Raw genomic sequence first — 22,024 nt, forward strand, 5'->3', positions numbered from 1 at the left:
CCACAACAAACTTACTTAGCAAGCTGATGCAGCTGCTGTTGAAGCTTTTTAAATTCAAGCTGTGGTTCGCTTAGCAACGCTTTATCTACCGTCTCAACGGCGAGTTGCGGATAATCCGTAAGCAATTGTTGCTCAAGCATTAATGCTTGCTCGGTCTCCTTCGCTTCGATGAGAGCGCTTAACAGATGCAAAGACTCTCCAAGTGGCACTTTATCTATGTCTGAAGATTCAGCACTGCTCGGAGCATTCATAGACCTTGCAGCGATAGCTGGACTACTTGCATCATGTTGTCGCTCAGCACCCGCTGCAGCCTTCGCTTGCTGCATTTGAGTCTGTATTTCATGCTTAGCCACAGCTTCTGCTTGCATATTTGAAGATTGCAGCGCTTGCGTATCGGCCATCCTTGTCATGGCTTGTGGCGCCGGAGCACTCATCGCCATTGGACTTGGAGCCATAACATCTTCGATTTGCGGCCGATTAAGTACAAGTAAACCCACAACAAGCACCAAAGATGCCGCGCTCGATAACGCCCAAGGGTGACGTCGCCAAACAGAAGTTGGAGCTTCAACAGCAGTTATTTTGCTTTGATGCATTTCAGCTAAGTGAGTTTGCGCCAGCTGTAAGATATCTTGATCAAGTTGCTGCGGTGGAACTTCTAAAGCCTGTTGGCGATACCAAGCCAGCACTTCCTGTTGTAATGCGTGCTCATCGGCATTTGAAGATGAATTACTCATGACCCGCCTCCTGCCATTTCGCGCTAACGCAATCCTTTAGACTTTGGTAAGCGTAGCGAATACGGCTCTTAGTCGCTTCTAAAGTCACACCCGCAATGTCGCTAATGATGGCAGCCGTAAAACCCATTTCAATGTTCAGGATAAATGCCTCTTTCTGGACTTGGGGTAACAGTGCGATGCAGGTCTTTAGCAATAAACTCTTTTGCGCTTCTTGCCACTGCACGTCGGGCTTATCTTGCTCACCTGCCACAAAAGTATCGGGTCCAGTTTCGTCCTCATCAGTGGCGACTAAATCGACGGGTTTTACCGCTCGCACATGATCAATCAATAAGTTATGGGCGATACGGTATAGCCAAGTAGTAAACTTAGCACTGGCCTCGTAGTTAGCCGCTGCGCGGATCACCCGTCCCCATGTTTCTTGATATAAATCCTCAGCTAACTGCTTATCACCTAACTGGCGCACAAAGTAGCGATAAAGCGCGCCTTTGTGCTTCAGGTATAACTGCTCAAATGCTTTTGAATCGCCCTTGGCATAGCACAACATCAATTGCTCATCTGAGTGCTCCTGGGTTGGTAATTGCGGTATTGCTAATGCCACGGGAAATTCCTCGTCATTTGGGTTAACCCCCTGTATTCACTTTTACTATTGTAATCTCTCATTGCGCGGATTGCTCTTATCTCTCATTGGCTCGCCATGGAGTTTATCTTGGGGAGGAAAAGGTTTATCCGAGCCATCGAATGTGTCCTTAATTGGCAGCTGATTAGATTGCTCTATCGCCGCTGCGGTTTCCATTAACTGCACAAACTCATGACGATAACCAAAGGGATCATCCCCTAATGCTGAACGTGCGAGTAAGCTTAACTTAGTATAATCAAATTGATGTAGATAGTGACTGCCATTCAGTAATTGCCCTAACCCTGCAACCGCGGCGGCAAATCTAAAATCATCACATGCTTGCTCGAGCTGTTTAACGCTTTGATCTAACCTAATGGGATAACTCAGTAACTGGCTCTGCGTTTGCGCGGGCAACTTATATCTCAGTTTAAGAAAAGCAATTTCTTCACGGCTGTATTTCTCTTGCCCCGTTTGAGCATCAACGCCATATCTGAGTTTATCATTCATCCTATTCCCGGCTTCAACGTACCTTAATTCGTACAAGGCCGTTACTGTATGACCCGCGCCAATCTCGCCCGCATCCACCTTATCGTTATTAAAATCTTCCCGTGCTAAGGCGCGATTCTCATAGCCAATCAAACGGTATTCAGAGACTAAGGCTGGATTAAACTCCACCTGCACTTTCACATCTTTGGCGATAGTGAACAAAGTCGAACTCAACTCGTCCACCAGCACTTTTCGCGCTTCATTGAGCGTATCAATATAGGCATAGTTGCCATTGCCCTTGTCCGCCAATTGCTCCATCAGTTGATCGTTATAATTGCCCAAGCCAAACCCTAAGGTTGTCAGGCCAATGCCATGATCTTTTTCCTTTTCAATCAAGGCAATCAAATCATCAAAATCTGTCACGCCAACATTAAAATCGCCATCGGTCGCAAGGATAACTCGATTTATGCCATTAGGGATAAAATGCTTTTTGGCCAATTGATAGGCTTGCGTGATCCCTTGCCCACCATTGGTTGAACCTCCTGCGCTCAATTGCTCTAACGCATAGGTCAAGGTTTGAGTGTCGTTCCCCGACGCGCCATCGAGCACCACACCAGCGGCCCCAGCATAAACCACAATAGAGACTTTATCCTGCGCACTTAATTGCGCTGTTAGCAGCTTTAACGCCGTTTGCAGTAAAGGCAATTTATCCGCTGACGCCATAGAGCCTGACACGTCGAGCAAAAAGACTAAGTTACTCGCGCCTAATTGAGATTTAGGTAAGTCATAACCTTTAAGGCCAATCCGCAGCAGCATCATGTCATCGTTATAGGGTGAGGGAGCAAGCTCTGTCGTCACGCTAAACGGTGCCGAGTTTTTAGCGGGTAAGGGATAATCGTAGGCAAAATAATTGAGCATTTCCTCAACTCTGACAGTGCCTTTCTCGGGTAAGCGCCCTTCCCTTAGCATCCGCCTTAAGGTGGCATAACTGCCAGTATCAACATCGATGGAAAAAGTCGATACTGGGATCTCCCCTGCCACCATGATGCCATTTTGCACTTGCTGCTCGAATTTATTTTGCGCTAACGGAATCGCGGCATAATCACGCGGCATTGGCGCTATGCTCATTCCCATCACTGCCCCATTGCTAGACATTTGCATCGGCGCCGCAACTCTCGCCATCTCAACCTTAGCGGCATCACGCATTTCAGCTTGGCGCTGCGACGCTTCTTGATGACGTTGCTCAGCTTGCTGCTTGGCTTGTCGATGTTCAACCTCGGCGCCTTTACCGCCACAGGCCGTTAAACTCACTGCGACCAGTAATAGAGCAGCCATATTGGTCGCAGATGGGATACCGTTTCCCCGTTGCAGGTAGAGAGTTGGATCGGAAACTGAAACGGTTTTTGGGGAATATTTTGTTTTCATGTGGAATGCCTTTGATGTTGACCTAAAGCTGTAAACGGCCCGCATTAGCAAAAGGGTTAAAACATCTCGATATTTTGCAAAACATACTTAAATGAGAATTAAACCGTCTCAAGCACACTATTTATACAAAACAAAGTATTTTCAATCGCTTTTGCTGGCAAGATCACACTGCACCTTCAATCTGGCCACTAAAATAGAAGCTTGTTGCTAGCCTAGCTATGGGACCCTCTCGTGTCACACTCAGCTCATTTATTTTCCCTAAGGATCGCCCACGCACTCACAGAAGCTTGCGTGAAGGATAAGTATTCGTTTAAACGTTTTGGGCAAGATCTTCTTGCCGGCCTCACTGTGGGTATTATTGCAATTCCATTAGCGATGGCATTAGCCATTGCCAGTGGTGTTGCGCCTCAATACGGCTTGTATACCGCCATTGTCGGTGGCTTTATTATCGCCATGTCTGGCGGCTCACGTTACAGCGTGTCCGGCCCGACAGCGGCATTTGTGGTATTGCTCTACCCCATAGCCCAACAGTTTGGTTTAGCAGGATTATTAATCGCAACTGTGATGTCGGGAATGATACTCGTCGGCATGGCGACGCTGCGCCTTGGCCGGTTGATTCTGTATATTCCAGAATCCGTCACCTTAGGTTTTACCGCAGGGATTGGCGTAGTCATTGCCACCTTGCAGTTAAAGGACTTTTTCGGGCTCGAAATTGCCCATATGCCGGAGCAATATCTAGCCAAGCTAATGGCATTAGCCCAAGCGCTAGCTTCGGTCCATTTGCCTAGCTTACTGGTTGCAAGCGCCACCCTAGCGACTATGCTACTTTGGCCTAAACTCAAAACACCTGTTCCAGCGCACCTTCCGGCAATCATACTCGGCACTATCCTCGCCTTGGTGCTCAATGCCATGGGCGCTGATATAGAAACCATAGGCACTCGTTTCCACTACCAACTGAGCGATGGCACCACAGGCATGGGAATTCCTGCCGTATTACCCAGTTTCGAATGGCCTTGGCTGCAAGCTGGCGCGAATGGCCAAGCCTTTCAGTTTAATCTCGCGACCTTTCAAGCCTTATTACCAGCCGCCTTTGCCATTGCCATGTTAGGCGCAATTGAATCGCTACTGTGTGCAGTGGTGCTCGATGGCATGACAGGTAAACGCCACAGTGCCAACAGTGAATTACTAGGCCAAGGTATAGGTAATATCATCACGCCGTTTTTTGGTGGTATTCCGGCCACTGCAGCAATTGCCCGTAGCGCGGCAAACGTCAAAGCGGGCGCTCAGAGCCCGATAGCGGCCATGATCCACGCTATAGTAGTCTTAATTGGTTTAGTCGCCTTAGCGGGCGTATTAGCTTATTTGCCCATGTCAGCCATGGCAGCCCTGCTACTTGTTGTGGCTTGGAACATGAGTGAAGCCCACAAGGCACTACATTTAATTAAAACTGCGCCCACCAGCGATATCATGGTTTTTGTCAGTTGTTTTTCATTAACGGTTATTTTCGACATGGTGATCGCCATCAGTGTAGGAATTATCCTTGCAGCTTTACTGTTTATGAAAGAAATTGCCGAGATGACAAAGCTTTACGATATCAGCACCAACAAGCGTTATGTGGATCAAGAGCTACCTGCCGATTGGGCTGTTCTCAAAATTAACGGGCCACTCTTCTTTGCCGCTGCCGATCGCATTTTCTCCGAAATCGCCAGTCTCACCGAAGATAAACAAGTGATAGTGCTGTATCTCGATGGGGTCTCGATTTTGGATGCCGGTGGCTTAGCCGCGCTGACAAAACTGATTGAAAAATGCAAAGCGAATAAAACTAAGCTCATTATTGCCGATCTACAGTTCCAGCCCATTCGAACACTGGCAAGAGCCAAGATCCAGCCGATTGAGGGCGTGTTGAAGTTTTACTCGACCCTACGAGAGGCCATGGCCGAAGCGCCAATTATCACTCAGCAAACAGAAATCACTGCGGATAAGCAGACACAGTAAACCAGCAGCGCAATCTCAGCGGCTTAATGCTGCTGACTTATCTCAAAGGCCAACCTCAGTGTTGGTCTTTTTTATTGCTCCATCACCTCACCTATTCATCGCCGCGACAGACATTTTTTCACACGCAAAAACGGGCAGAAATCGCTAGGATCATGGTATTATTCTGCGCCATGATGCTAGCTACCGATGACGGCTAGACAAGCATCAACTGTACCTAGACCTGAAACAAGGTCAAAATATAATTAAAATTAGTGAGTTAAGGAGTTATCATGCAAGCCCTTGTTGCTGTTGTTATGGGTTCTAAAAGTGATTGGCCCACGATGGAAGCCGCCGCTGAGATAATGGATAAACTGCAAGTGCCTTATCATGTTGAAGTGGTTTCCGCCCATAGAACGCCAGATAAACTCATGGAGTTTGCAGCCTCTGCCGCCGATCGTGGTTTTAAAATCATCATTGGTGGCGCCGGTGGTGCTGCGCACTTACCCGGTATGATTGCCTCTAAAACTCGCTTACCCGTATTAGGTGTCCCAGTCCAAAGTAAAGCCCTGTCAGGTATGGATAGCTTATTATCTATCGTTCAAATGCCAAAAGGCATTGCCGTCGGCACCTTAGCCATAGGCACTGCGGGCGCATTCAATGCGGGATTATTGGCCTGCCAAATCCTTGCAAATAACGATGCAGAATTAGCGGCTCGTGTTGACGCTTTCAGAGAAGAACAGACCCGTGCGGTACTGGACAATCCAGATCCGAGGGAAGTTTAATGACCCAGACAAACACTAAACCTAAGGTTTGGGTATTAGGTAATGGTCAGCTCGGCGCCATGTTGACCCACGCTGGTGAGCCATTAGCGATTGAAGTTAACGCCGTTGATATCATGACGCCTACGGATGACATCCTGCCACTCGCGCCTCACGACATTATTACCGCCGAGCGCGAACAGTGGCCTGAATCCGCCCTTAGCTTACAACTCAGCTCACACCCCCATTTTGTTAATGGTCCGGTATTTAGCCGTTTAGCCGACCGTTTTAGCCAAAAAAGTCTACTCGACCAGCTCAGTGTTCCCACAGCGCCTTGGACCTTGGTCGACGATAACACCCAAGTCGATACCCTGTATCAGCACTATGGCCCAAGAGTCTTGATGAAACGCCGTACCGGTGGTTATGACGGTAAGGGTCAACATTGGCTTAAACAAGCCGAAGCGGGGGATATTCCAAACGATTGGCGTAACCTTGCAATTGCTGAGCAAGCGATTAATTTTGATGAAGAAGTGTCATTAGTTGGCGTACGTACTCGCGAAGGCGAATGCGTGTTTTATCCGCTGACGCTGAACTTACATCAAGATGGCATTTTAATGGCGTCGATTTCGCCACTGGCACGCTTAAGTCCTTTGCAAGCCCAAGCCGAAGCTATGCTCAGCGCCATTATGCATGAGCTTGAATACGTTGGCGTGATGGCGATGGAATGTTTCCGTGTTGGCGATGAGTTATTGGTGAATGAACTGGCACCGCGAGTGCACAACTCAGGCCATTGGACTCAAGCCGGAACCCATATGGATCAATTCCAGCTGCATTTGCGCGCACTTTGCGGAATTGCGATCCCACAGCCACAAGTGAATTTTCAGTGTGTTATGGTCAATCTTATCGGTATCGATAATGATCCACGCTGGTTAAGTTTGCCTAATGCTGAGTTGTACTGGTACAACAAAGAAGTGCGCCCTGGTCGTAAAGTTGGCCATTTGAACCTATCAGTGCCCAACCAAACTGTGCTCAACCAGAGCATAGCCGCACTGCAAAAGTGGATGCCCATCCAATACCAAGCTCCTTTAGCCTGGATATTGGCAGAATACGCAGAAAATTCGCGTTAATTCAGTATTTAGTACCAAAATCGCTGATATGAAATTGTTCGCAGTTTCATATCAGTTTATATTTCAATTTTCGTTATATACTTAACAGAACTCAGTGTGGATACGTTAGTGATGTATAGCATTCAATTGTGGCTAGCAATGACACGGATAAAGGAATACTCGAGTGAAATTAAGGGATAATTTCAAACGTAAGACCATAGATCGCTTAGATTATCGCTATCATCTGCTATTGCTCATCGTGCCGATATGTCTATTCGTCCTGCTATTTATCTTTAATGCACCCACAGAAGGTTGGACTATTCTGCCATTACTGTTTGTTTGCATCATTTACATTTTTGCCTACAGCCTGATTTACTATTTGCATCAAGGTCGTTTAACTCGACTGTGGGAGCATTTAGAGCAAGTAGTCACCATCAATGATGCCATTTACGAGCTCGCGCACCTCTCAAGCCATTATAAAAATGAGCATGCCTTTCTCGACGCCTTACTCAACAAAGCCGTATACGTGATTAATGGTGCCGAAATGGGCAGCATCATTAAAGTCAACGAGGCTAATAACAAACTGCATTTCGAATCTGTGGTGGGGCTCGATTTAGCAAAACTCAGACAACTGGATTTTACCTTAGAGCAAACCTTTGAATATCGGCTCACTAAGGGGAGATGCGATCAGGTCGTGGTCATCAATGATATGAAAAATATCAATGCTGCCAGCACCTTAACTGAAGATGATCAAAGAGTGTTACTCACAGTGTCGAAGCAGCCGATACGCTCAACACTGTCTAGCCCTATCCGAATCGATGGCAAGCTCTATGGCATGCTCAATCTCGACAGCAGTAGCCTAGGCGCCTTTAGCGATTACGACCGCAACCTTGTCTCTATCCTGACCCACGAAGCCAGTAATGCCATTGCGCTCTATCAGAAGTCACAGCAGATCACTAAACTCGCAAATTTCGATCCCCTCACAGGGCTTTATAATCGTAAGAATTTTGAAGATGAACTGCACCACTGGCAGCACAAACCTCACCTTGGCAGCTTTTTGATTATTATCGATATGGATAATCTCAAGGCCATTAATGATGCCTATGGGCACCAGACTGGTGATATTGCCATTAAGCGCACGGCCACTGCCATACTGACCTATTGGCAAAACAAAGGCATTATTTCCCGTTTTGGTGGCGATGAATTTGTCGCGCTATGCCATGGGCCGCTAACCCAAATCGAGCAAGACTTAGATAAAATGCGCCAAACCTTAAATCAAGGCTCGGAGCTTAGCCTAGGTTTTAGTTTTGGGATTGCTCCATTCGAAACCGATTGGTATCAATCCTTTAAGACTGCCGATCATGCCATGTATGAGCAAAAGCGCGCGAAGAAGAAAGCCATTAAAGCATTAGAAACTTTCGCGGTGAAAGCACAATAAGTCGATTGAAGTCAGGCGCTATTAAAGGTCAATAGCAAAAGTCAGTCTTTGAGTTGAATATCGAAGTTGAACACCTACAGTCAACCATAGACGCTCATTCAAATGGCTGACTATGTGATCAAACTAGACTCTAGCTAAGCTCTTACTAAACCCTAACCAAAGAATAAACGCCACAGCCAAGATGAATCCAAATCTTTTTGGCAGGTTTTATATTGCGCCGCGTAACGTTTAGATCGCGCATCCACCTTGTTCGCTACTTTCACTAACCACGCCTTAGACTTGTAACTGCCACGGCGATAACCGCCCCAGCCTTCGTGATAATTTAGATACTGGGCCCGCGCATCCCATTTAGACACGCCATTAATCTTATGGGTTTTACTGATAAACCAGCCCATAAAATCCATAGCATCATCGAAATCACTACGGCTCGACCAACTGTTGCCCGTCTCACGCACATAATCATCCCACGTCATGGTCTTAGCCTGCGCATAACCATAGGCATCGCTGGCACGGCCAATAGGGATAAATCCTAAAAAGTATTCCATCGGTGGCGCGGCATTGTGCTTGAATGAACTCTCTTGATACATCATCGCCAACGGCACATGCACTGGCACGCCCCATTTGTCACGAGCGTCTTTAGCTGCATCATACCAATCTCGGTGTTCTTGAAATATCTCACATAAATTTTCGGGAGACTTAGGCGGAGACGTCGCGCAACCAGACAAGATGCCGAGACTTGCGCAGAGTAAGATAGCGGAGGGTTTATTCATTAATATCATATTCTTTGGAGAGTTAGCTGGCTCCATGATGTCATAGACTCAGTCTGAAGCAAGCATAAAAAGCCTTTTTTGCGCTTAGAAGATCTAAGCGCTAGGGGGAATCAATCTAACTTAAATCGAATGTTGCTGGCTTACCACTTGAGCTAAACGCTTTGGCTATTTCGTTTCGGGACTCAGCTCAAACTGACACTCATGCTCTTCTTGCTGCCATACGCCCGGTTCCCAATATCCCGTGTCTTTGCCCATATAACGCTTATCGGTGTGGAATAGCGCACCGATATGATAACGCTGATGGCTCTCAACATTGAGCTTAAATACCTTAGGCGTTCGTGCGGCAAGCGTGACCGACAAGCTAGGATCATCAATCAGCTCCGCGACGGTAAACTCATACTCGCCGGGCGCTAGCTGATAATTGGGTTTAGAGACCACTGCCTGACCGTTTAAATGGGTCACAACGACGCGATACCAGTGAGTACTGGCATCAGGCTGCAAATAACCCGACACAGTGCCACAGCCCAGTGGATCTTCTGGTGAAGCGGCGCAGCCTGATAATAAGGCACTGGCCCCAATCAAAGCTGCGCTGATACGCAAGCGAGTGAAAGAGAATAAGCCCTCTTTCACGACTGAGCTCCAAAGTAATCTTCCAGATAATCATCAAACGAAACTGAACGCTGCGCTGCTTCTAGCTCGGCCTGCTTGTTAAGCGAGCTGGATGCCTCTGCTTGATACTGCGCTATGGTCTCGATCGACAAGGGATAATCGACAAAGAATTGATAGTATTGCTGCGCCAAGGTCATCACCCACTGGCCATGATCTTGGCCTTTGTTGATCACGTTTTGCAGCACTTGTCCCGACAGAGTCAAGTTAGGATCTTCAACCGCTTTACGCCAATGGGCTAACGCCACTTGATAATCCGTCGCCTCACCATCGAGCAATACCGCCAAAGGTTGCAAGGCATCAAACAACTCTTCTAACCAAGATTTAAGCAAACGTGAACCGTCAGCGGTGAGTAACTCAAGCCCAGGTTTACGACCCTCAAGCACTACAGCTTTAAGATTCGCGCTTAATCTCGCCTCTTCGCTAGCATCAGACTTAGGCGACTCCGTTAATAAACAATAGAGTAGGAATAAATCGAGGAAACGCACTTGGGTCGCCTCAATACCAATCGGGCTAAATGGATTAACATCTAAAGCACGCACTTCAATGTATTCCACCCCTGCACGGGCTAAGGCTTCTGACGGCTTCTCGCCACTGCGCGTCACCCGTTTGGCACGAATTGGCGAGTAGAACTCGTTTTCAATCTGCAATACGTTGGCATTGAGCTGACGATACTCACCATCGACTTTAACGCCGATATTGGCAAAGTTTGCCGAAGGCATTTTGATGGCCGCATTCACGCCAGACAGATACTCAGGCAAAGAGTTATAGCTGATATTCAGCTCTTCTTGCTCTTTGTTGGTGTAACCTAAATCGCTCATACGCAACGAAGTCGCAAAGGGTAGATACAAAGTACCGTGGCCCGTTTTTTCAAACTTAAGGTCGGTTTTTTGATCTTTAATGAAAGAGCTACATAATGCCGGTGAGGCACCAAATAAATAAGGTAGCACCCAGACTAAACGGCGGTAGTTACGAATCAAGCCAAAATAGGATTCAGAAATAAAATCATCGTAACTTAACTGCTTATCGCTCAATTCGTACAGGCTTTGCCATAACTCTTGCGATACCGAAAAGTTAAAGTGCACCCCAGAAATAATCTGCATCAAGGCGCCGTAACGATAGGTTAAGCCCTTTCGATATAAGGTTTTCATCATACCGGTATTTGATGAACCATAACGGGCAACGGGGATCTGTTTTTCGTCCTTCACATAACAAGGCATGCTCACCGGCCACAGGCGCTGGCCATGTAAATGGCGCACGCTGAAGGCGTGGGTTTCAGTTAATCCGTTTAGCAATTGCTCAACATTGTTATGTACCGGAGTAATAAACTCGAGCAAGGCCTCACTGTAATCCGTCGTAATACGCGAATGCATTAACGCTGAGCCTAAGGCTTCAGGATGCGAATCGGTGGCGAGATAACCCGACTCATCAATCCGCAACGCCTCACGCTCTATGCCACGTAACATACCCAAGAGTGCGGTGCGCCCATGGGCGTCCGAGAGATGTTGTACTAATTCATTGAATGACTTCAATTTGCGCTTCTCTAATTGGTGATTCGCTATCGCGACAAGGTTAACAGTCAGACCTTTATTTTGAGGCTTATCTTGCAAAATACGCCTCAAAATAAATCTAAACCTGTCTGTGGGGCAAGCCAAATTCACAACTTGTACTGTTAAAAGCAGACGGTGACAGCTAATGCTGTCACCGTCTTTCGATGTAAATCCGGTAAATATGTGACGAATAGTCGTTAATTAACGTACACGTCTCTCACCTATATAAGGGCGAAATACCAATTTACAATACTAAAGTTTCAATTGGATAGCCTAACGCCGCTAAATCTGCTTCGATTTTTGCTTTATCTCCCACCACTAGAATCACCATTTTATTGATATCTAGATCGGAAGCCGCGAGGGCATTGAGTTCACCTTTTGTTACAGTATTAATGATCTTGTCCTGTTGAGTCGTAAAATCTTGGCTCAATTGGTAACGTTGGATCATGCGCATAAAGCCCGCTTTTTGATACGGCGTTTCATAATCAAGTGCTTGGCCTTGGGAGACTGAATTTCGCATAAAGGCAAGTTCAGTATCCGTCATACCCTTTTGCTGGTACGCACTGATTTCTTTTACAAACTCAGTGAGTGCTTTCGCCGTGACGTCACTGCGAACGTTACTTGATGCGACAAAATCACCGACTTCAGCACCGCCTGCAAAACTGGTACGAGCACCATAGGTATAACCTTTATTCTCACGTAAATTCAGGTTAATACGACTATTGAATGCGCCGCCTAGCGGGTAGTTCATCAGGTAAGATTTAAAGTAATCGCCTGTGGCATCATAGGGCAACGCGCGCTTGGCGATATTGATCACCGATTGCGCCGCGCCAGGTTTATCAATCAGATATATCGTACCGCCTTTTAATGCAGGGAATGGCTTAAGTGGCGGCACCACAACTGCGGCCCCTTGCCACTGACTCAATCCCGCTAACTTAGGCAACAACACAGATTCGGGTAAATTGGCGACTGTGACGATTTTAGCGTTACCGCCTTGATACTGCTGGGCATAAAACGCTTTTACATCGGCTAACGTAAGCGCAGCTACTGAATCGAGCGTACCTATGTCATTCACGCCTAAAGCATTGTCTTTACCGTATAACAAAGACGACAACGCCGTATCAGCTAGGAAGCTAGGATCGGACTGCATATGCTGGATCTGCTGTAACTGCTGCTGCTTTACTCGGGTAAAGTCCGCTTCGTTGAAGGCTGGCTGGAAGAGCTTTTCTTCCATAATCGCCAGCGTCTCATCTAAATGCGCTGTCAGCGTCGATATTTTGATCGCACTTTGATATTCAGAGGCACTAAAGTCGACTGAACTGCCGAGCATTTCTAACGCTTGCGAAAGCGCTTCACTGCTGCGTTTCTGGCTCGACTCATTAAGCATTTCTGCGGTCAGCGTCGCTAAGCCCGCTTTTTCAACCGGTACCAGTCTATGGCCGCCATTAAGGTACACAATCAGCTCAACCGTTGGCGTTTCAGTGCTTTGCGTGCCCATGACCTCTATGCCATTGGCTAAGGTTTTTGTCCATATTGTCGGAACCTTTAACACAGGTGCAGCGCCAGATGCGGGCATCTTAGTCCGATCAAAACTTGAAACAAGTTCAGGCTTTGGCAAATCCCCTTCAACCGCCGTTTGCGCAATGGGCAAGGTCGCGGGCGTGAAGTTATCGGCATGGGCGATAAGTGACGTCATACCCTGCGGCACCACACTCATCACTACCATAGGCTTATTTTTAATGTATTGCTTGAACACGCGCATCACATCGTCTTTGGTCACATTGGCATAACGACTCAAATCTGAAGCTATCATGTTCGGATTGCCCGACAGCGTTTGGTTCATCGCTAAGGCAGACACTTTGCCAGAAACACTTTGCAGGCTGTAAATGGTATCGGCCTCAAACTGCACTTTAACTTTTTGCAGATCATCATCGGTAACGCCACGTTGCTCAAACTCATTAATCGAGTCGAGGATACGTTGTTCCAGATCCGCCAGTTTGCCACCCTTTTCAGGATTAGCTAAAGCATAAATCGACATCTGACACGCCAGCTCTTGGCAAGGGTGGCTGACATTGGCCTGCACGGCATAACCATCCTTCACCAAGTTTTTATATAACAAGGATGTTTTGCCGCCGCCTAAAATATTGGCTAACAGATCGAGCGCAGCTTCATCAGGATGCCTTGCGTATACGGTTGGAAAACCAATACGGATCAAAGGCAGATGCACTTGATCTTCCATGGAGATGTAACGCGTTTTATCTAAGTTAACCAGCGCCTTTTGCTCTAACGAGACTTCAGGGCCACGGGGGATTTCACCAAAATATTTGTTCACCCAGGCTAAGGTCTGCATTTCATCGAAATCGCCACCTATGGTCAAGGTTGCATTGTTAGGCCCATACCAACGTTGGAAAAAGTGTTTAACATCATCAACTGTGGCGCGATTAAGATCGTCCGGCCAGCCAATCACAGGCCAAGAATAAGGATGACCGACAGGATACATGGCTTGGCTAAAACGCTCACTCATGCGGCCATAGGGCTGATTGTCGATACGTTGCGCACGCTCGTTTTTCACTGTCTCGCGCTGCACTTCAAATTTTTCACTGGTGAGTGCCGGCAATAAAAAGCCCATACGGTCCGACTCAAGCCACAGCATTTTTTCTAATTGATTGCTGGGCACGGTTTCAAAGTAGTTGGTTCTGTCGGTATTGGTCGTGCCGTTTAAGGTGCCGCCAGCTTCGGTAACCACTTCAAAATGTTGTTCATCGGCGACGTGCTGCGAGCCTTGGAACATCATGTGTTCAAATAAATGCGCAAAACCCGAACGGCCAGCCAATTCACGGGCAGATCCCACATGATAAGTCACATCGACATGCACTAAAGGATCGGAATCATCTTGATGCAAAATAACCGTTAACCCATTGGCTAATTGGTACTTTTTGTAGGGGATCCCTACTTGCGAATCGGCCAGTTGCACATTTTCGATAAGTTTAACGCCTGCGGGCAAGCTCGCCGTAGTCGTTTCAGATGCACAGCCCGCGAGTGCGGCAGAAATTGCGACCGCTAATATCCATTTCTTCAAAACATTCCCCTCATACATCAATGGGTCAAAAATACAGCTTCATAATCATAGTGCTGCGTATATTCATCGCTGTGTAGCGTAATAGTGCGCTTAAATGATTAAGCATTGGGATTTATGACTCGCAAAATTGACACTAAGTTCCTATCTATACAGTAAATTCAGTCTAAACGGAAAAACACTACCCGCCCTTGACCATTAAATGCATCCTAACGCCATCATGCCATCCATTGCAGCACGGCAGCGGCAACAATTAAGTAACGAATTGTTTTTCCGATTAAAATCATCACCAAAGAGGGGATTAACGCTAACCTCAGCCAACCTGCCAATAAACAGAGAATATCGCCGATAACCGGTGCCCATGAGAGCAACAGCGCCCATACGCCGTAGCGTTCAATCAAGGCGAGGCCCTTTGCGTGTTTACCTGTCGCTGACGCTTCCGGTGATTTTGCTAGGCGACCTAAGCGGCCTAAATAGAAACTGGTCATCGCGCCCAACGTGTTACCAATGCTAGCCACCACGACCAGCGCAACCCAAGCCTCTGGAGTTTTGTTTAATAGCGCCACGAGTAAGACTTCAGATCCCCCCGGTAACAAAGTCGCCGCGAAAAAAGCGCCGGAGAACATAATGCCTAACTCAGTCATAATGGCTTACTCAATGATAAATCTCTCTTTTTGTATTCAATGCGATAAGGTTTGTCATGGGTTAATTGAATGTTTCACTTAATCTTTTTACAACAAGCTCACTAATCACAATAAGTTATAAGAAAAACGGTTTGTTATAACCCTAGCTCTGTCGATACAATGGTTTAACTATGGCAATCAATGGCCATGCGCATGACTGAGAGCGCGTTAACATCACGCTCAACTCATTGAGTACGAATCCTATCATCGCAGGTCTATTGGCTCACTCTTAATTTATTTTTCTGGAATATGCATGATTCTTCAAACCATTAGCCGCATTCCGTTTTGGCAAAAAGTCTTAGCAGGCTTTATCTTAGGTGCGCTCGTTGGCGTTATTTTAGGTGAAAGCGCCACAGTGCTAAAACCACTCGGTGATCTGTTCATTGGCGCCATTAAGATGTTGGTCGCGCCTTTGGTATTTTGTGCCATTGTCGTCAGTATCACATCGCTCGGCTCGCAAACTAGCCTAAAACGCTTAAGCCTTAAAACCTTAGGTATGTTCATGCTGACAGGCACGATTGCCTCGCTGATTGGCTTAGCCGTAGGTTCAATGATCGACATGGGCGGCACTATGCAGCTCACGGCAACGGAAGTGCGCGAGCGTAATATTCCTGGTTTTGCACAAGTGTTGCTCGACATGATCCCAGTCAATCCTTTCGCCTCACTGGCTGAAGGCAAGGTACTGCAAATTATCGTGTTTGCCGCGTTAGTGGGTATCGCTATCAATAAAGTCGGCGAGAAAGCTGAGGCGCTAAAACGCACCATAGAAGCGGGCGCAGAAGTCATGTTCCAACTGACTCGCATGGTCTTAAAACTCACTCCTATCGGTGTGTTTGGTTTAATGGCTTGGGTTGTCGGTGAATACGGTTTATCAACTCTACTGCCTTTAGGTAAGTTTATCGGGGCTATCTACATTGCCGCCTTTATCCACATCATCTTTGTTTACGGTGGCTTAGTGAAATTTGTCGGTGGTTTAAGCCCACTGCAATTTTTCCGCAAAGCTATGCCAGCGCAGTTAGTCGCCTTTAGTACTTCTTCAAGTTTCGGTACTTTACCTGCGAGCACACGTGCAGTCGAAACCATGGGCGTATCAAAGCGTTATAGCGCCTTTGTGATGCCATTAGGTGCGACGATGAACATGGACGGCTGTGGGGGGATTTACCCTGCGATTGCCGCTATCTTCATCGCGCAGATTTACAATATTCCGCTCGATACACTGGACTATGTAATGATTGCCGTGACTGCGACTGTCGCTTCTGTTGGTACCGCTGGCGTGCCAGGAAGTGCAATGGTGATGTTAACTGTGACCTTAGGTGTGATTGGTCTGCCACTTGAAGGCATTGCCTTTATCGCCGCGATTGACCGTATTATCGATATGATCCGCACGGCAACGAACGTGACGGGCGATATGATGACAGCAGTCGTGATTGGTAAATCAGAAAATGAACTCGATGAAGCGCAGTTCTATTCGAACGATACCCAAGAAGTTACACCTGTGAGTTCGCAGCAATAACAATACTGGATCGAAGCCACTGCGCTAAACCACCAGTAACATTAGGTAAATTACGCAGATGATGTAAATGAAGAGACCGCTTAGGCGGTCTTTTTTATTATCCAGCAAACGGCCTTTAATCAGTCGGCTTTAAAGCCCTAATCAACTCCAACGGTCCTCATCGGCTGTAAAATAGGTTACCCAAATAAGATCAAGCTGTTAGACTCTGAAGCCACTCTAACTCACATTTTAGCAGAACAGACAATGACGAGACTCTTCCTTATCCCGCTGATCCTATGTTTGTTTTGGGCGTTATTTTTAAAAGCCAACAAACTCACGCTAAAACAAGGCCGACGAGGTTTTATCTACATTATCGGCATAAGTGGCGGGCTGATTTTAATCCTCATCACGTTAATGTGGTTAACGGCTTAGCAAAAAGGCCAACTCAATATCGAGTTGGCCTTAGTGCTAAGACTGTACTAACAATTGGAAGATGTTCAAAGCTCAGTTAACCCCAATCGGTTAACTCAGTGATTAACCCAATCCGTTACCCAAGAACGGCAAGTAAAATCCCCGCAGCGACTGCCGAACCTAACACACCCGCCACATTGGGCCCCATTGCATGCATCAGCAGGAAATTATGTTGATTCGCTTCCAACCCCACTTTATTGACGACTCGCGCCGCCATAGGCACAGCCGACACCCCTGCCGCGCCAATCAGCGGATTCACTTTACCACCCGACAGCTTGCACATCAGCTTTGCCATCAACACACCCGCGGCAGTTCCAACGCTAAAAGCCAAAGCACCCAACACCAAAATCCCTAAGGTTTCCAGTCGCAGAAATTGATCGGCCGATAACTTAGAACCCACTGCTAACCCTAAGAAAATAGTGACGATATTGATAAGCTCGTTCTGCGCCGTTTTCGATAATCTATCCACCCCCCCCGATTCACGCATCAAGTTACCAAGGCAAAACATGCCCACTAACGGCGTGGCCGCAGGCAAGAAGAGAATTGTTAATCCCAGCACCATCAAAGGGAAAATGATCTTTTCCTTCTTACTGACGTCCCGCAGCTGCTCCATTTTAATTTCGCGCTCGGCTTGGGTTGTCAGTAAACGCATGATCGGCGGTTGAATAATCGGGACTAACGCCATGTAGGAATAAGCCGCGACCGCAATCGCCCCCAATAACTCAGGCGCCAGTTTGGAAGCGAGGAAAATCGCCGTCGGCCCATCAGCACCGCCAATAATCGCAATGGCCGCCGCGTCCTTCATGGTGAACTCAAAGCCCGGCACTAAATTCAGCGCTATCGCTCCAATTAGTGTCGCGAAAATCCCAAACTGCGCCGCCGCCCCTAACAATAGGGTTTTAGGATTCGCAATCAAGGCACTAAAGTCGGTCAGCGCGCCTACGCCCATAAAGATCAACAGTGGGAACACCCCAGTCTCAATCCCCACATGATAGGCGTAATACAGCATGCCACCTTCTTCGGTAAATCCCGCATGGGGAATGTTCGCCAGCACTGCGCCAAAACCAATGGGCAGCAACAACAAAGGCTCAAATCCACGCACTATGGCGAGATACAAGAGCAAAGCGCCCACAGCCATCATCAACACTTGCCCGCCAGTAAAGTGAGCAATACCTGTCTCGGCCCAAAAAGCCATTAAACCTTCCATAATGACTCCTACGCCAAGGCCAGTAATTGAGAACCCACAGACACTGAGTCGCCTTCTTTCACCCAGAGCTTAGCGATAATGCCATCGCCCTGAGCACGAATTTCAGTTTCCATCTTCATCGCCTCAAGGATGATCACGACATCGCCTTCACACACTCTATCGCCTGGAGAAACATGCACTTTGAAGATGTTGCCCGACAGAGGCGCGCTCATCTCAAGCCGGATCTCTCCATGGCTCGCAGTTGACGTTGAACTCGCTGTGGCAGCTTGTACGGCATGAACACTTTGACCCTGTGGCTGGATTTGCGAGATCTCCCCGCCTGTGGCGACTTCAACTACGTACTCTTGCCCTTCGACTGTTACCGTGTAGGTTTCAGGGCCACGATCCGCAGCATTAGTAGCAAGTGCCGCAGTCAATTCAGGTTTAGGCTCAAAGGCGCTCGGATCGTCACGATTCTTTAAGAACTGCAATCCTATTTGTGGAAAGAGTGCATAGGTCAGCACATCATCGTCATGCTCTGAAGATAGGCGAATGCCTTGATCCTGTGCTTTATCAGCTAACTCAAGCCGTAACTTAGCCAGTTCTGGCGTTAATAAATCCGCAGGCCGACATGTAATAGCTTCAGCTCCTTGCAAGACTCTGGCTTGCAAGGCGGCATCTACAGGAGCAGGCGTCGCGCCATATTCGCCCTTAAGCACGCCTTCAGTCTCTTTAGTCAGTGACTTATAACGCTCACCCATTAGCACATTGATTACCGCCTGCGAGCCGACAATCTGCGATGTGGGCGTCACTAACGGCAAGAAACCTAAATCAGCACGTACGCGGGGGATTTCTTCCAATACCAAGTCCATCTTATCGGCCGCGCCCTGTTCCTTTAGTTGGCTCTCCATATTGGTCAGCATGCCACCAGGCACTTGTGCACGTAAGATCCGCGAATCTATGCCTTTCAGGGCACCTTCAAACTTAGCGTACTTTTTGCGCACGTCACGGAAGTAAGCGGCAATTTCCTCAAGCAACACCATATCGTAACCCGTGGCACGCTCAGTATCTTCTACCATAGCGATTACGGTTTCAGTAGCAGTATGTCCATAGGTTTGGCTCATCGACGAAATTGCCGTATCAAGCACATCGATACCCGCTTCAATGGCTTTCTGGTAAGTGGCAGTACTTAATCCTGTCGTCGCATGGCAATGCATAGATAACACGAGTTGCGTTTGGGATTTTAGTCGACTGATAAGCTCAAACGCTTCCATAGGCTTAAGTAAGCCCGCCATATCTTTGATACACAAAGAATCACATCCCATATCTTCGAGACGTTTTGCCATATCAACCCAAGTTTCTATGGTATGCACAGGGCTAGTCGTGTATGAGATAGTCCCCTGCGCATGGCCGCCAACTTGGCGCACCGCTTTCACCGCAGTTTCGAGATTACGAACATCATTCATTGCGTCGAAAATACGAAATACATCGACGCCATTGGTATGGGCACGATCAACAAAACGCATGACTAAATCATCGGCATAATGGCGATAGCCTAATAAGTTTTGGCCACGCAGCAGCATTTGTTGCGGCGTATTTGGCATGGCCTTTTTCAACTCACGAATTCTGTCCCAGGGATCTTCACCAAGATAACGAATACAAGCATCAAAAGTCGCCCCGCCCCAAGATTCCAATGACCAGAAACCGATTTTATCGAGTAGTGGCGCTATCGGTAACATGTCATCAATGCGTAAGCGCGTCGCTAAAATGGATTGATGCGCGTCCCGCAATACGACATCAGTTAAAAATAATGGCTTAGCCACTGCTGTCGTAGAATTAGATACAAAAGTCATACTGCTCCCCATTACTTAATCTGTGAACGATACTGCTTTACCGCTAGTGAAATCGCAGCGACCAAGCTTGGATCTAAAGGTTTAGCATCAGATTGCGCTACCCTCTGCTGACTTTTAGCATGATTTTTAGCAAAACGTGCAGATGCAGCATCGACTGCACACCAACGCGCAACCAAATGAATCCCAAGGATTAGTACACTTAAAAATAAATAAACTAAGCCCATCCCCAAAAACATAATGCCAACTGCATCCAATAAAGATTGCGTTACATCCTCCATAGCCCCCTACCCCTTACTCTCTAGATCCCTATCAACAGCGCGATTGCCCAAAAATCATCGCTATCGCATTACAAGTTCAAAATTCATCAAATGAACTGCTCATAAACTATGGTTCTTCCGTAAACAGACACATAGCAATCACCAATCAGAAAAAAAATCGAATAAAAAATCACATTTTAAAGCTAACCAATCACACAACAAGAAAGCCAGCTAAACTCAACCTGCTAATAACATAACCAATTGATAACAAAAAAACCATATAAGTGTAAATTGGTCTTACCAATATTAAGTAAATCCACAGGCAACAAGTTATTAATCCTCATAAATCTAGCGATTAATTCAATATTCCATAATGAAACAAGCATAATGTTGGATTTAAGCTGAAGTGATGTCTTAGGCTAAAAAATGATTCCTAAATTGAAAACAACGAGCATAGGAATAAACCAAGTGAAAAAATATGCAAATTTAACAATCCAAGTCACTGCTATTTGATTCTGAGAGAAGATAAAAAGGAATGTCGTTCTGAAGGCATTGATTGAAGAAGAGGAATGGGTTCAATCTAGACAAATTAAATCATCCATTTTGACAACTTAAGTATCCGCCTTGGTACCAACGCCGAGAAGTGCCCGACAATACGATCTGTGTATCGAACAGTTACCTTGAGAGATGCGTAACAGTATTACCTCAGAAAACCTTAGCCTCTTAGTTATGCGCAGGATTAAGCAATAGGACTAGGGCAAGAACGAAATGAGGAAGCCTAAGAGCGACAAGGAACTCAGTAATTAAAATGGCAAGTAAGTTGGTGAGTTGGTGAGTTGGTGAGTTGGTGAGTTGGTGAGTTGGTGAGTTGGTGAGTTGGTGAGTTGGTGAGTTGGTGAGTTGGTGAGTTGGTGAGTAAAAATAGCGGAGAAACATGCAAGTTGAAAGAAAAATGGACTAATTTCTACAAATTGCAGACGCAAAAAAGCCAGCTATTCAGCTGGCTTGGTTACATCTCAATGAGATAATTAGACGCTTGGCGATGACCTACTCTCACATGGGGGTGAAATCATAGCGCTATAAATACGGAGTATTTAGCCATGATTGAACGCGAAGAAGCTTGTCTTCGTAGCCGTGGAGTCCGCTTAGCGGCGGGCGACCGCCATGGTAGTGGAAGTGTCAATATTGGAGGAACATTTATTGACCGACATCGAGGTAGGTTTTCGCGAAGCGTATAAACACCAAAGCCCTAGCGGTTTAGGCTAGGGCTTTGATGTTTATTTGGATGCTTGGCGATGACCTACTCTCACATGGGGAGACCCCACACTACCATCGGCGCGTTTGCGTTTCACTTCTGAGTTCGGGATGGGATCAGGTGGTTCCACAAGGCTATTGTCACCAAGCAAATTCTGTTTATTACCGTGTCCATCTCTGGACCACGTTAATAATAATTCGGAAAGCTGATTTGCTTTGTTTGAGTTCA

The 22,024-nt window shown here is 46.9% G+C and carries 17 protein-coding genes and 1 rRNA gene; 6 read left to right on the forward strand and 12 right to left on the reverse strand.

The window, feature by feature from the left end; genetic code table 11:
* Nucleotides 1–11 precede the first annotated feature (11 nt).
* The 3 genes from NE536_RS18960 to NE536_RS18970 are packed head-to-tail and all read right to left on the reverse strand — an operon-like array spanning nucleotide 12 to nucleotide 3,261.
* Complete coding sequence (locus tag NE536_RS18960; RefSeq protein WP_261273666.1) at nucleotides 12–734, reverse strand: hypothetical protein; 723 nt, start codon at nucleotides 732–734, stop codon at nucleotides 12–14.
* Entirely contained in the window at nucleotides 727–1,332 is a 606-nt protein-coding gene (locus NE536_RS18965; RefSeq protein ID WP_261273667.1) for a sigma-70 family RNA polymerase sigma factor, read from the reverse strand. The genes NE536_RS18960 and NE536_RS18965 overlap by 8 nt, the downstream gene beginning before the upstream one ends.
* Nucleotides 1,333–1,377: 45 nt before the next feature.
* On the reverse strand, nucleotides 1,378–3,261 hold the full coding sequence (locus NE536_RS18970; RefSeq protein ID WP_261273668.1) for a vWA domain-containing protein: 1,884 nt from the start codon (nucleotides 3,259–3,261) through the stop codon (nucleotides 1,378–1,380).
* Between the two features lie 231 nt (nucleotides 3,262–3,492).
* On the opposite strand from NE536_RS18970, the gene dauA reads away from it, so the two are divergent.
* The 4 genes from dauA to NE536_RS18990 all read left to right on the forward strand — a co-directional run bounded on the left by dauA (nucleotide 3,493) and on the right by NE536_RS18990 (nucleotide 8,537).
* Entirely contained in the window at nucleotides 3,493–5,256 is a 1,764-nt protein-coding gene (gene dauA, locus NE536_RS18975; protein WP_261273669.1) for a C4-dicarboxylic acid transporter DauA, read from the forward strand.
* 269 nt (nucleotides 5,257–5,525) lie between these two features.
* On the forward strand, nucleotides 5,526–6,017 hold the full coding sequence (purE, locus tag NE536_RS18980; protein WP_006084961.1) for a 5-(carboxyamino)imidazole ribonucleotide mutase: 492 nt from the start codon (nucleotides 5,526–5,528) through the stop codon (nucleotides 6,015–6,017).
* The gene (purK, locus tag NE536_RS18985) at nucleotides 6,017–7,120 is read left to right on the forward strand and encodes a 5-(carboxyamino)imidazole ribonucleotide synthase (protein WP_259507366.1); all 1,104 of its coding nucleotides are present in this window, start codon (nucleotides 6,017–6,019) and stop codon (nucleotides 7,118–7,120) included. Before purE ends, purK begins: the two co-directional genes overlap by 1 nt.
* 163 nt (nucleotides 7,121–7,283) lie before the next feature.
* Nucleotides 7,284–8,537, forward strand: a complete 1,254-nt coding sequence (locus NE536_RS18990) for a GGDEF domain-containing protein (RefSeq protein WP_261273670.1) — start codon at nucleotides 7,284–7,286, stop codon at nucleotides 8,535–8,537.
* A gap of 152 nt (nucleotides 8,538–8,689) precedes the next feature.
* Here NE536_RS18990 and NE536_RS18995 read toward each other — a convergent pair whose 3' ends face one another.
* The 5 genes from NE536_RS18995 to NE536_RS19015 form a co-directional block, all read right to left on the reverse strand.
* Complete coding sequence (locus NE536_RS18995) at nucleotides 8,690–9,307, reverse strand: transglycosylase SLT domain-containing protein (protein ID WP_267895641.1); 618 nt, start codon at nucleotides 9,305–9,307, stop codon at nucleotides 8,690–8,692.
* A gap of 165 nt (nucleotides 9,308–9,472) precedes the next feature.
* Nucleotides 9,473–9,937, reverse strand: coding sequence for a hypothetical protein (locus tag NE536_RS19000; protein ID WP_006080606.1), 465 nt, complete (start codon nucleotides 9,935–9,937; stop codon nucleotides 9,473–9,475).
* Entirely contained in the window at nucleotides 9,934–11,583 is a 1,650-nt protein-coding gene (gene gshA, locus NE536_RS19005; protein ID WP_261273671.1) for a glutamate--cysteine ligase, read from the reverse strand. The genes NE536_RS19000 and gshA overlap by 4 nt, the downstream gene beginning before the upstream one ends.
* Nucleotides 11,584–11,767: 184 nt before the next feature.
* Nucleotides 11,768–14,620 (reverse strand): M16 family metallopeptidase, encoded by a 2,853-nt coding sequence (locus tag NE536_RS19010; RefSeq protein ID WP_261273672.1) that lies wholly within the window; start codon nucleotides 14,618–14,620, stop codon nucleotides 11,768–11,770.
* 197 nt (nucleotides 14,621–14,817) lie between these two features.
* Nucleotides 14,818–15,243, reverse strand: coding sequence for a YqaA family protein (locus tag NE536_RS19015; protein WP_261273673.1), 426 nt, complete (start codon nucleotides 15,241–15,243; stop codon nucleotides 14,818–14,820).
* 292 nt (nucleotides 15,244–15,535) lie between these two features.
* On the opposite strand from NE536_RS19015, the gene NE536_RS19020 reads away from it, so the two are divergent.
* Together NE536_RS19020 and NE536_RS19025 are read left to right on the forward strand one after the other, a co-directional pair.
* Nucleotides 15,536–16,795 carry a dicarboxylate/amino acid:cation symporter gene (locus tag NE536_RS19020; RefSeq protein ID WP_261273674.1) on the forward strand — a complete coding sequence of 420 codons (1,260 nt, stop codon included), beginning with the start codon at nucleotides 15,536–15,538 and terminating at the stop codon, nucleotides 16,793–16,795.
* A gap of 243 nt (nucleotides 16,796–17,038) precedes the next feature.
* Nucleotides 17,039–17,206: a hypothetical protein gene (locus NE536_RS19025; RefSeq protein ID WP_172837312.1), complete on the forward strand. Its 168-nt coding sequence runs from the start codon at nucleotides 17,039–17,041 to the stop codon at nucleotides 17,204–17,206.
* A gap of 115 nt (nucleotides 17,207–17,321) precedes the next feature.
* On the opposite strand, the gene NE536_RS19030 is transcribed toward NE536_RS19025, so the two are convergent.
* The 4 genes from NE536_RS19030 to rrf all read right to left on the reverse strand — a co-directional run bounded on the left by NE536_RS19030 (nucleotide 17,322) and on the right by rrf (nucleotide 21,944).
* Entirely contained in the window at nucleotides 17,322–18,452 is a 1,131-nt protein-coding gene (locus NE536_RS19030) for a sodium ion-translocating decarboxylase subunit beta (protein ID WP_261273675.1), read from the reverse strand.
* An 8-nt stretch (nucleotides 18,453–18,460) separates the two neighbouring features.
* Entirely contained in the window at nucleotides 18,461–20,284 is a 1,824-nt protein-coding gene (gene oadA / locus NE536_RS19035; RefSeq protein WP_261273676.1) for a sodium-extruding oxaloacetate decarboxylase subunit alpha, read from the reverse strand.
* An 11-nt stretch (nucleotides 20,285–20,295) separates the two neighbouring features.
* The gene (locus NE536_RS19040) at nucleotides 20,296–20,562 is read right to left on the reverse strand and encodes an OadG family protein (RefSeq protein ID WP_131525257.1); all 267 of its coding nucleotides are present in this window, start codon (nucleotides 20,560–20,562) and stop codon (nucleotides 20,296–20,298) included.
* A 1,266-nt stretch (nucleotides 20,563–21,828) separates the two neighbouring features.
* Nucleotides 21,829–21,944: ribosomal RNA gene (gene rrf / locus NE536_RS19045) — 5S ribosomal RNA — on the reverse strand.
* Nucleotides 21,945–22,024 lie beyond the last annotated feature (80 nt).

Source organism: Shewanella septentrionalis (assembly GCF_025370265.1).
GTDB lineage: Bacteria > Pseudomonadota > Gammaproteobacteria > Enterobacterales > Shewanellaceae > Shewanella > Shewanella hafniensis.

What these genes read in the sequence shown, in the direction of transcription:
- oadA (WP_261273676.1), bottom strand. Translation starts at nt 20,284, where the DNA reads ATGACTTTTGTATCTAATTCTACGACAGCAGTGGCTAAGCCATTATTT.
- purK (WP_259507366.1), top strand. Translation starts at nt 6,017, where the DNA reads ATGACCCAGACAAACACTAAACCTAAGGTTTGGGTATTAGGTAATGGT.
- NE536_RS19040 (WP_131525257.1), bottom strand. Translation starts at nt 20,562, where the DNA reads ATGGAGGATGTAACGCAATCTTTATTGGATGCAGTTGGCATTATGTTT.
- NE536_RS19020 (WP_261273674.1), top strand. Translation starts at nt 15,536, where the DNA reads ATGATTCTTCAAACCATTAGCCGCATTCCGTTTTGGCAAAAAGTCTTA.
- purE (WP_006084961.1), top strand. Translation starts at nt 5,526, where the DNA reads ATGCAAGCCCTTGTTGCTGTTGTTATGGGTTCTAAAAGTGATTGGCCC.
- NE536_RS19025 (WP_172837312.1), top strand. Translation starts at nt 17,039, where the DNA reads ATGACGAGACTCTTCCTTATCCCGCTGATCCTATGTTTGTTTTGGGCG.
- NE536_RS18995 (WP_267895641.1), bottom strand. Translation starts at nt 9,307, where the DNA reads ATGAATAAACCCTCCGCTATCTTACTCTGCGCAAGTCTCGGCATCTTG.
- NE536_RS18960 (WP_261273666.1), bottom strand. Translation starts at nt 734, where the DNA reads ATGAGTAATTCATCTTCAAATGCCGATGAGCACGCATTACAACAGGAA.
- NE536_RS18970 (WP_261273668.1), bottom strand. Translation starts at nt 3,261, where the DNA reads ATGAAAACAAAATATTCCCCAAAAACCGTTTCAGTTTCCGATCCAACT.
- NE536_RS19030 (WP_261273675.1), bottom strand. Translation starts at nt 18,452, where the DNA reads ATGGAAGGTTTAATGGCTTTTTGGGCCGAGACAGGTATTGCTCACTTT.
- NE536_RS19010 (WP_261273672.1), bottom strand. Translation starts at nt 14,620, where the DNA reads ATGTATGAGGGGAATGTTTTGAAGAAATGGATATTAGCGGTCGCAATT.
- NE536_RS19015 (WP_261273673.1), bottom strand. Translation starts at nt 15,243, where the DNA reads ATGACTGAGTTAGGCATTATGTTCTCCGGCGCTTTTTTCGCGGCGACT.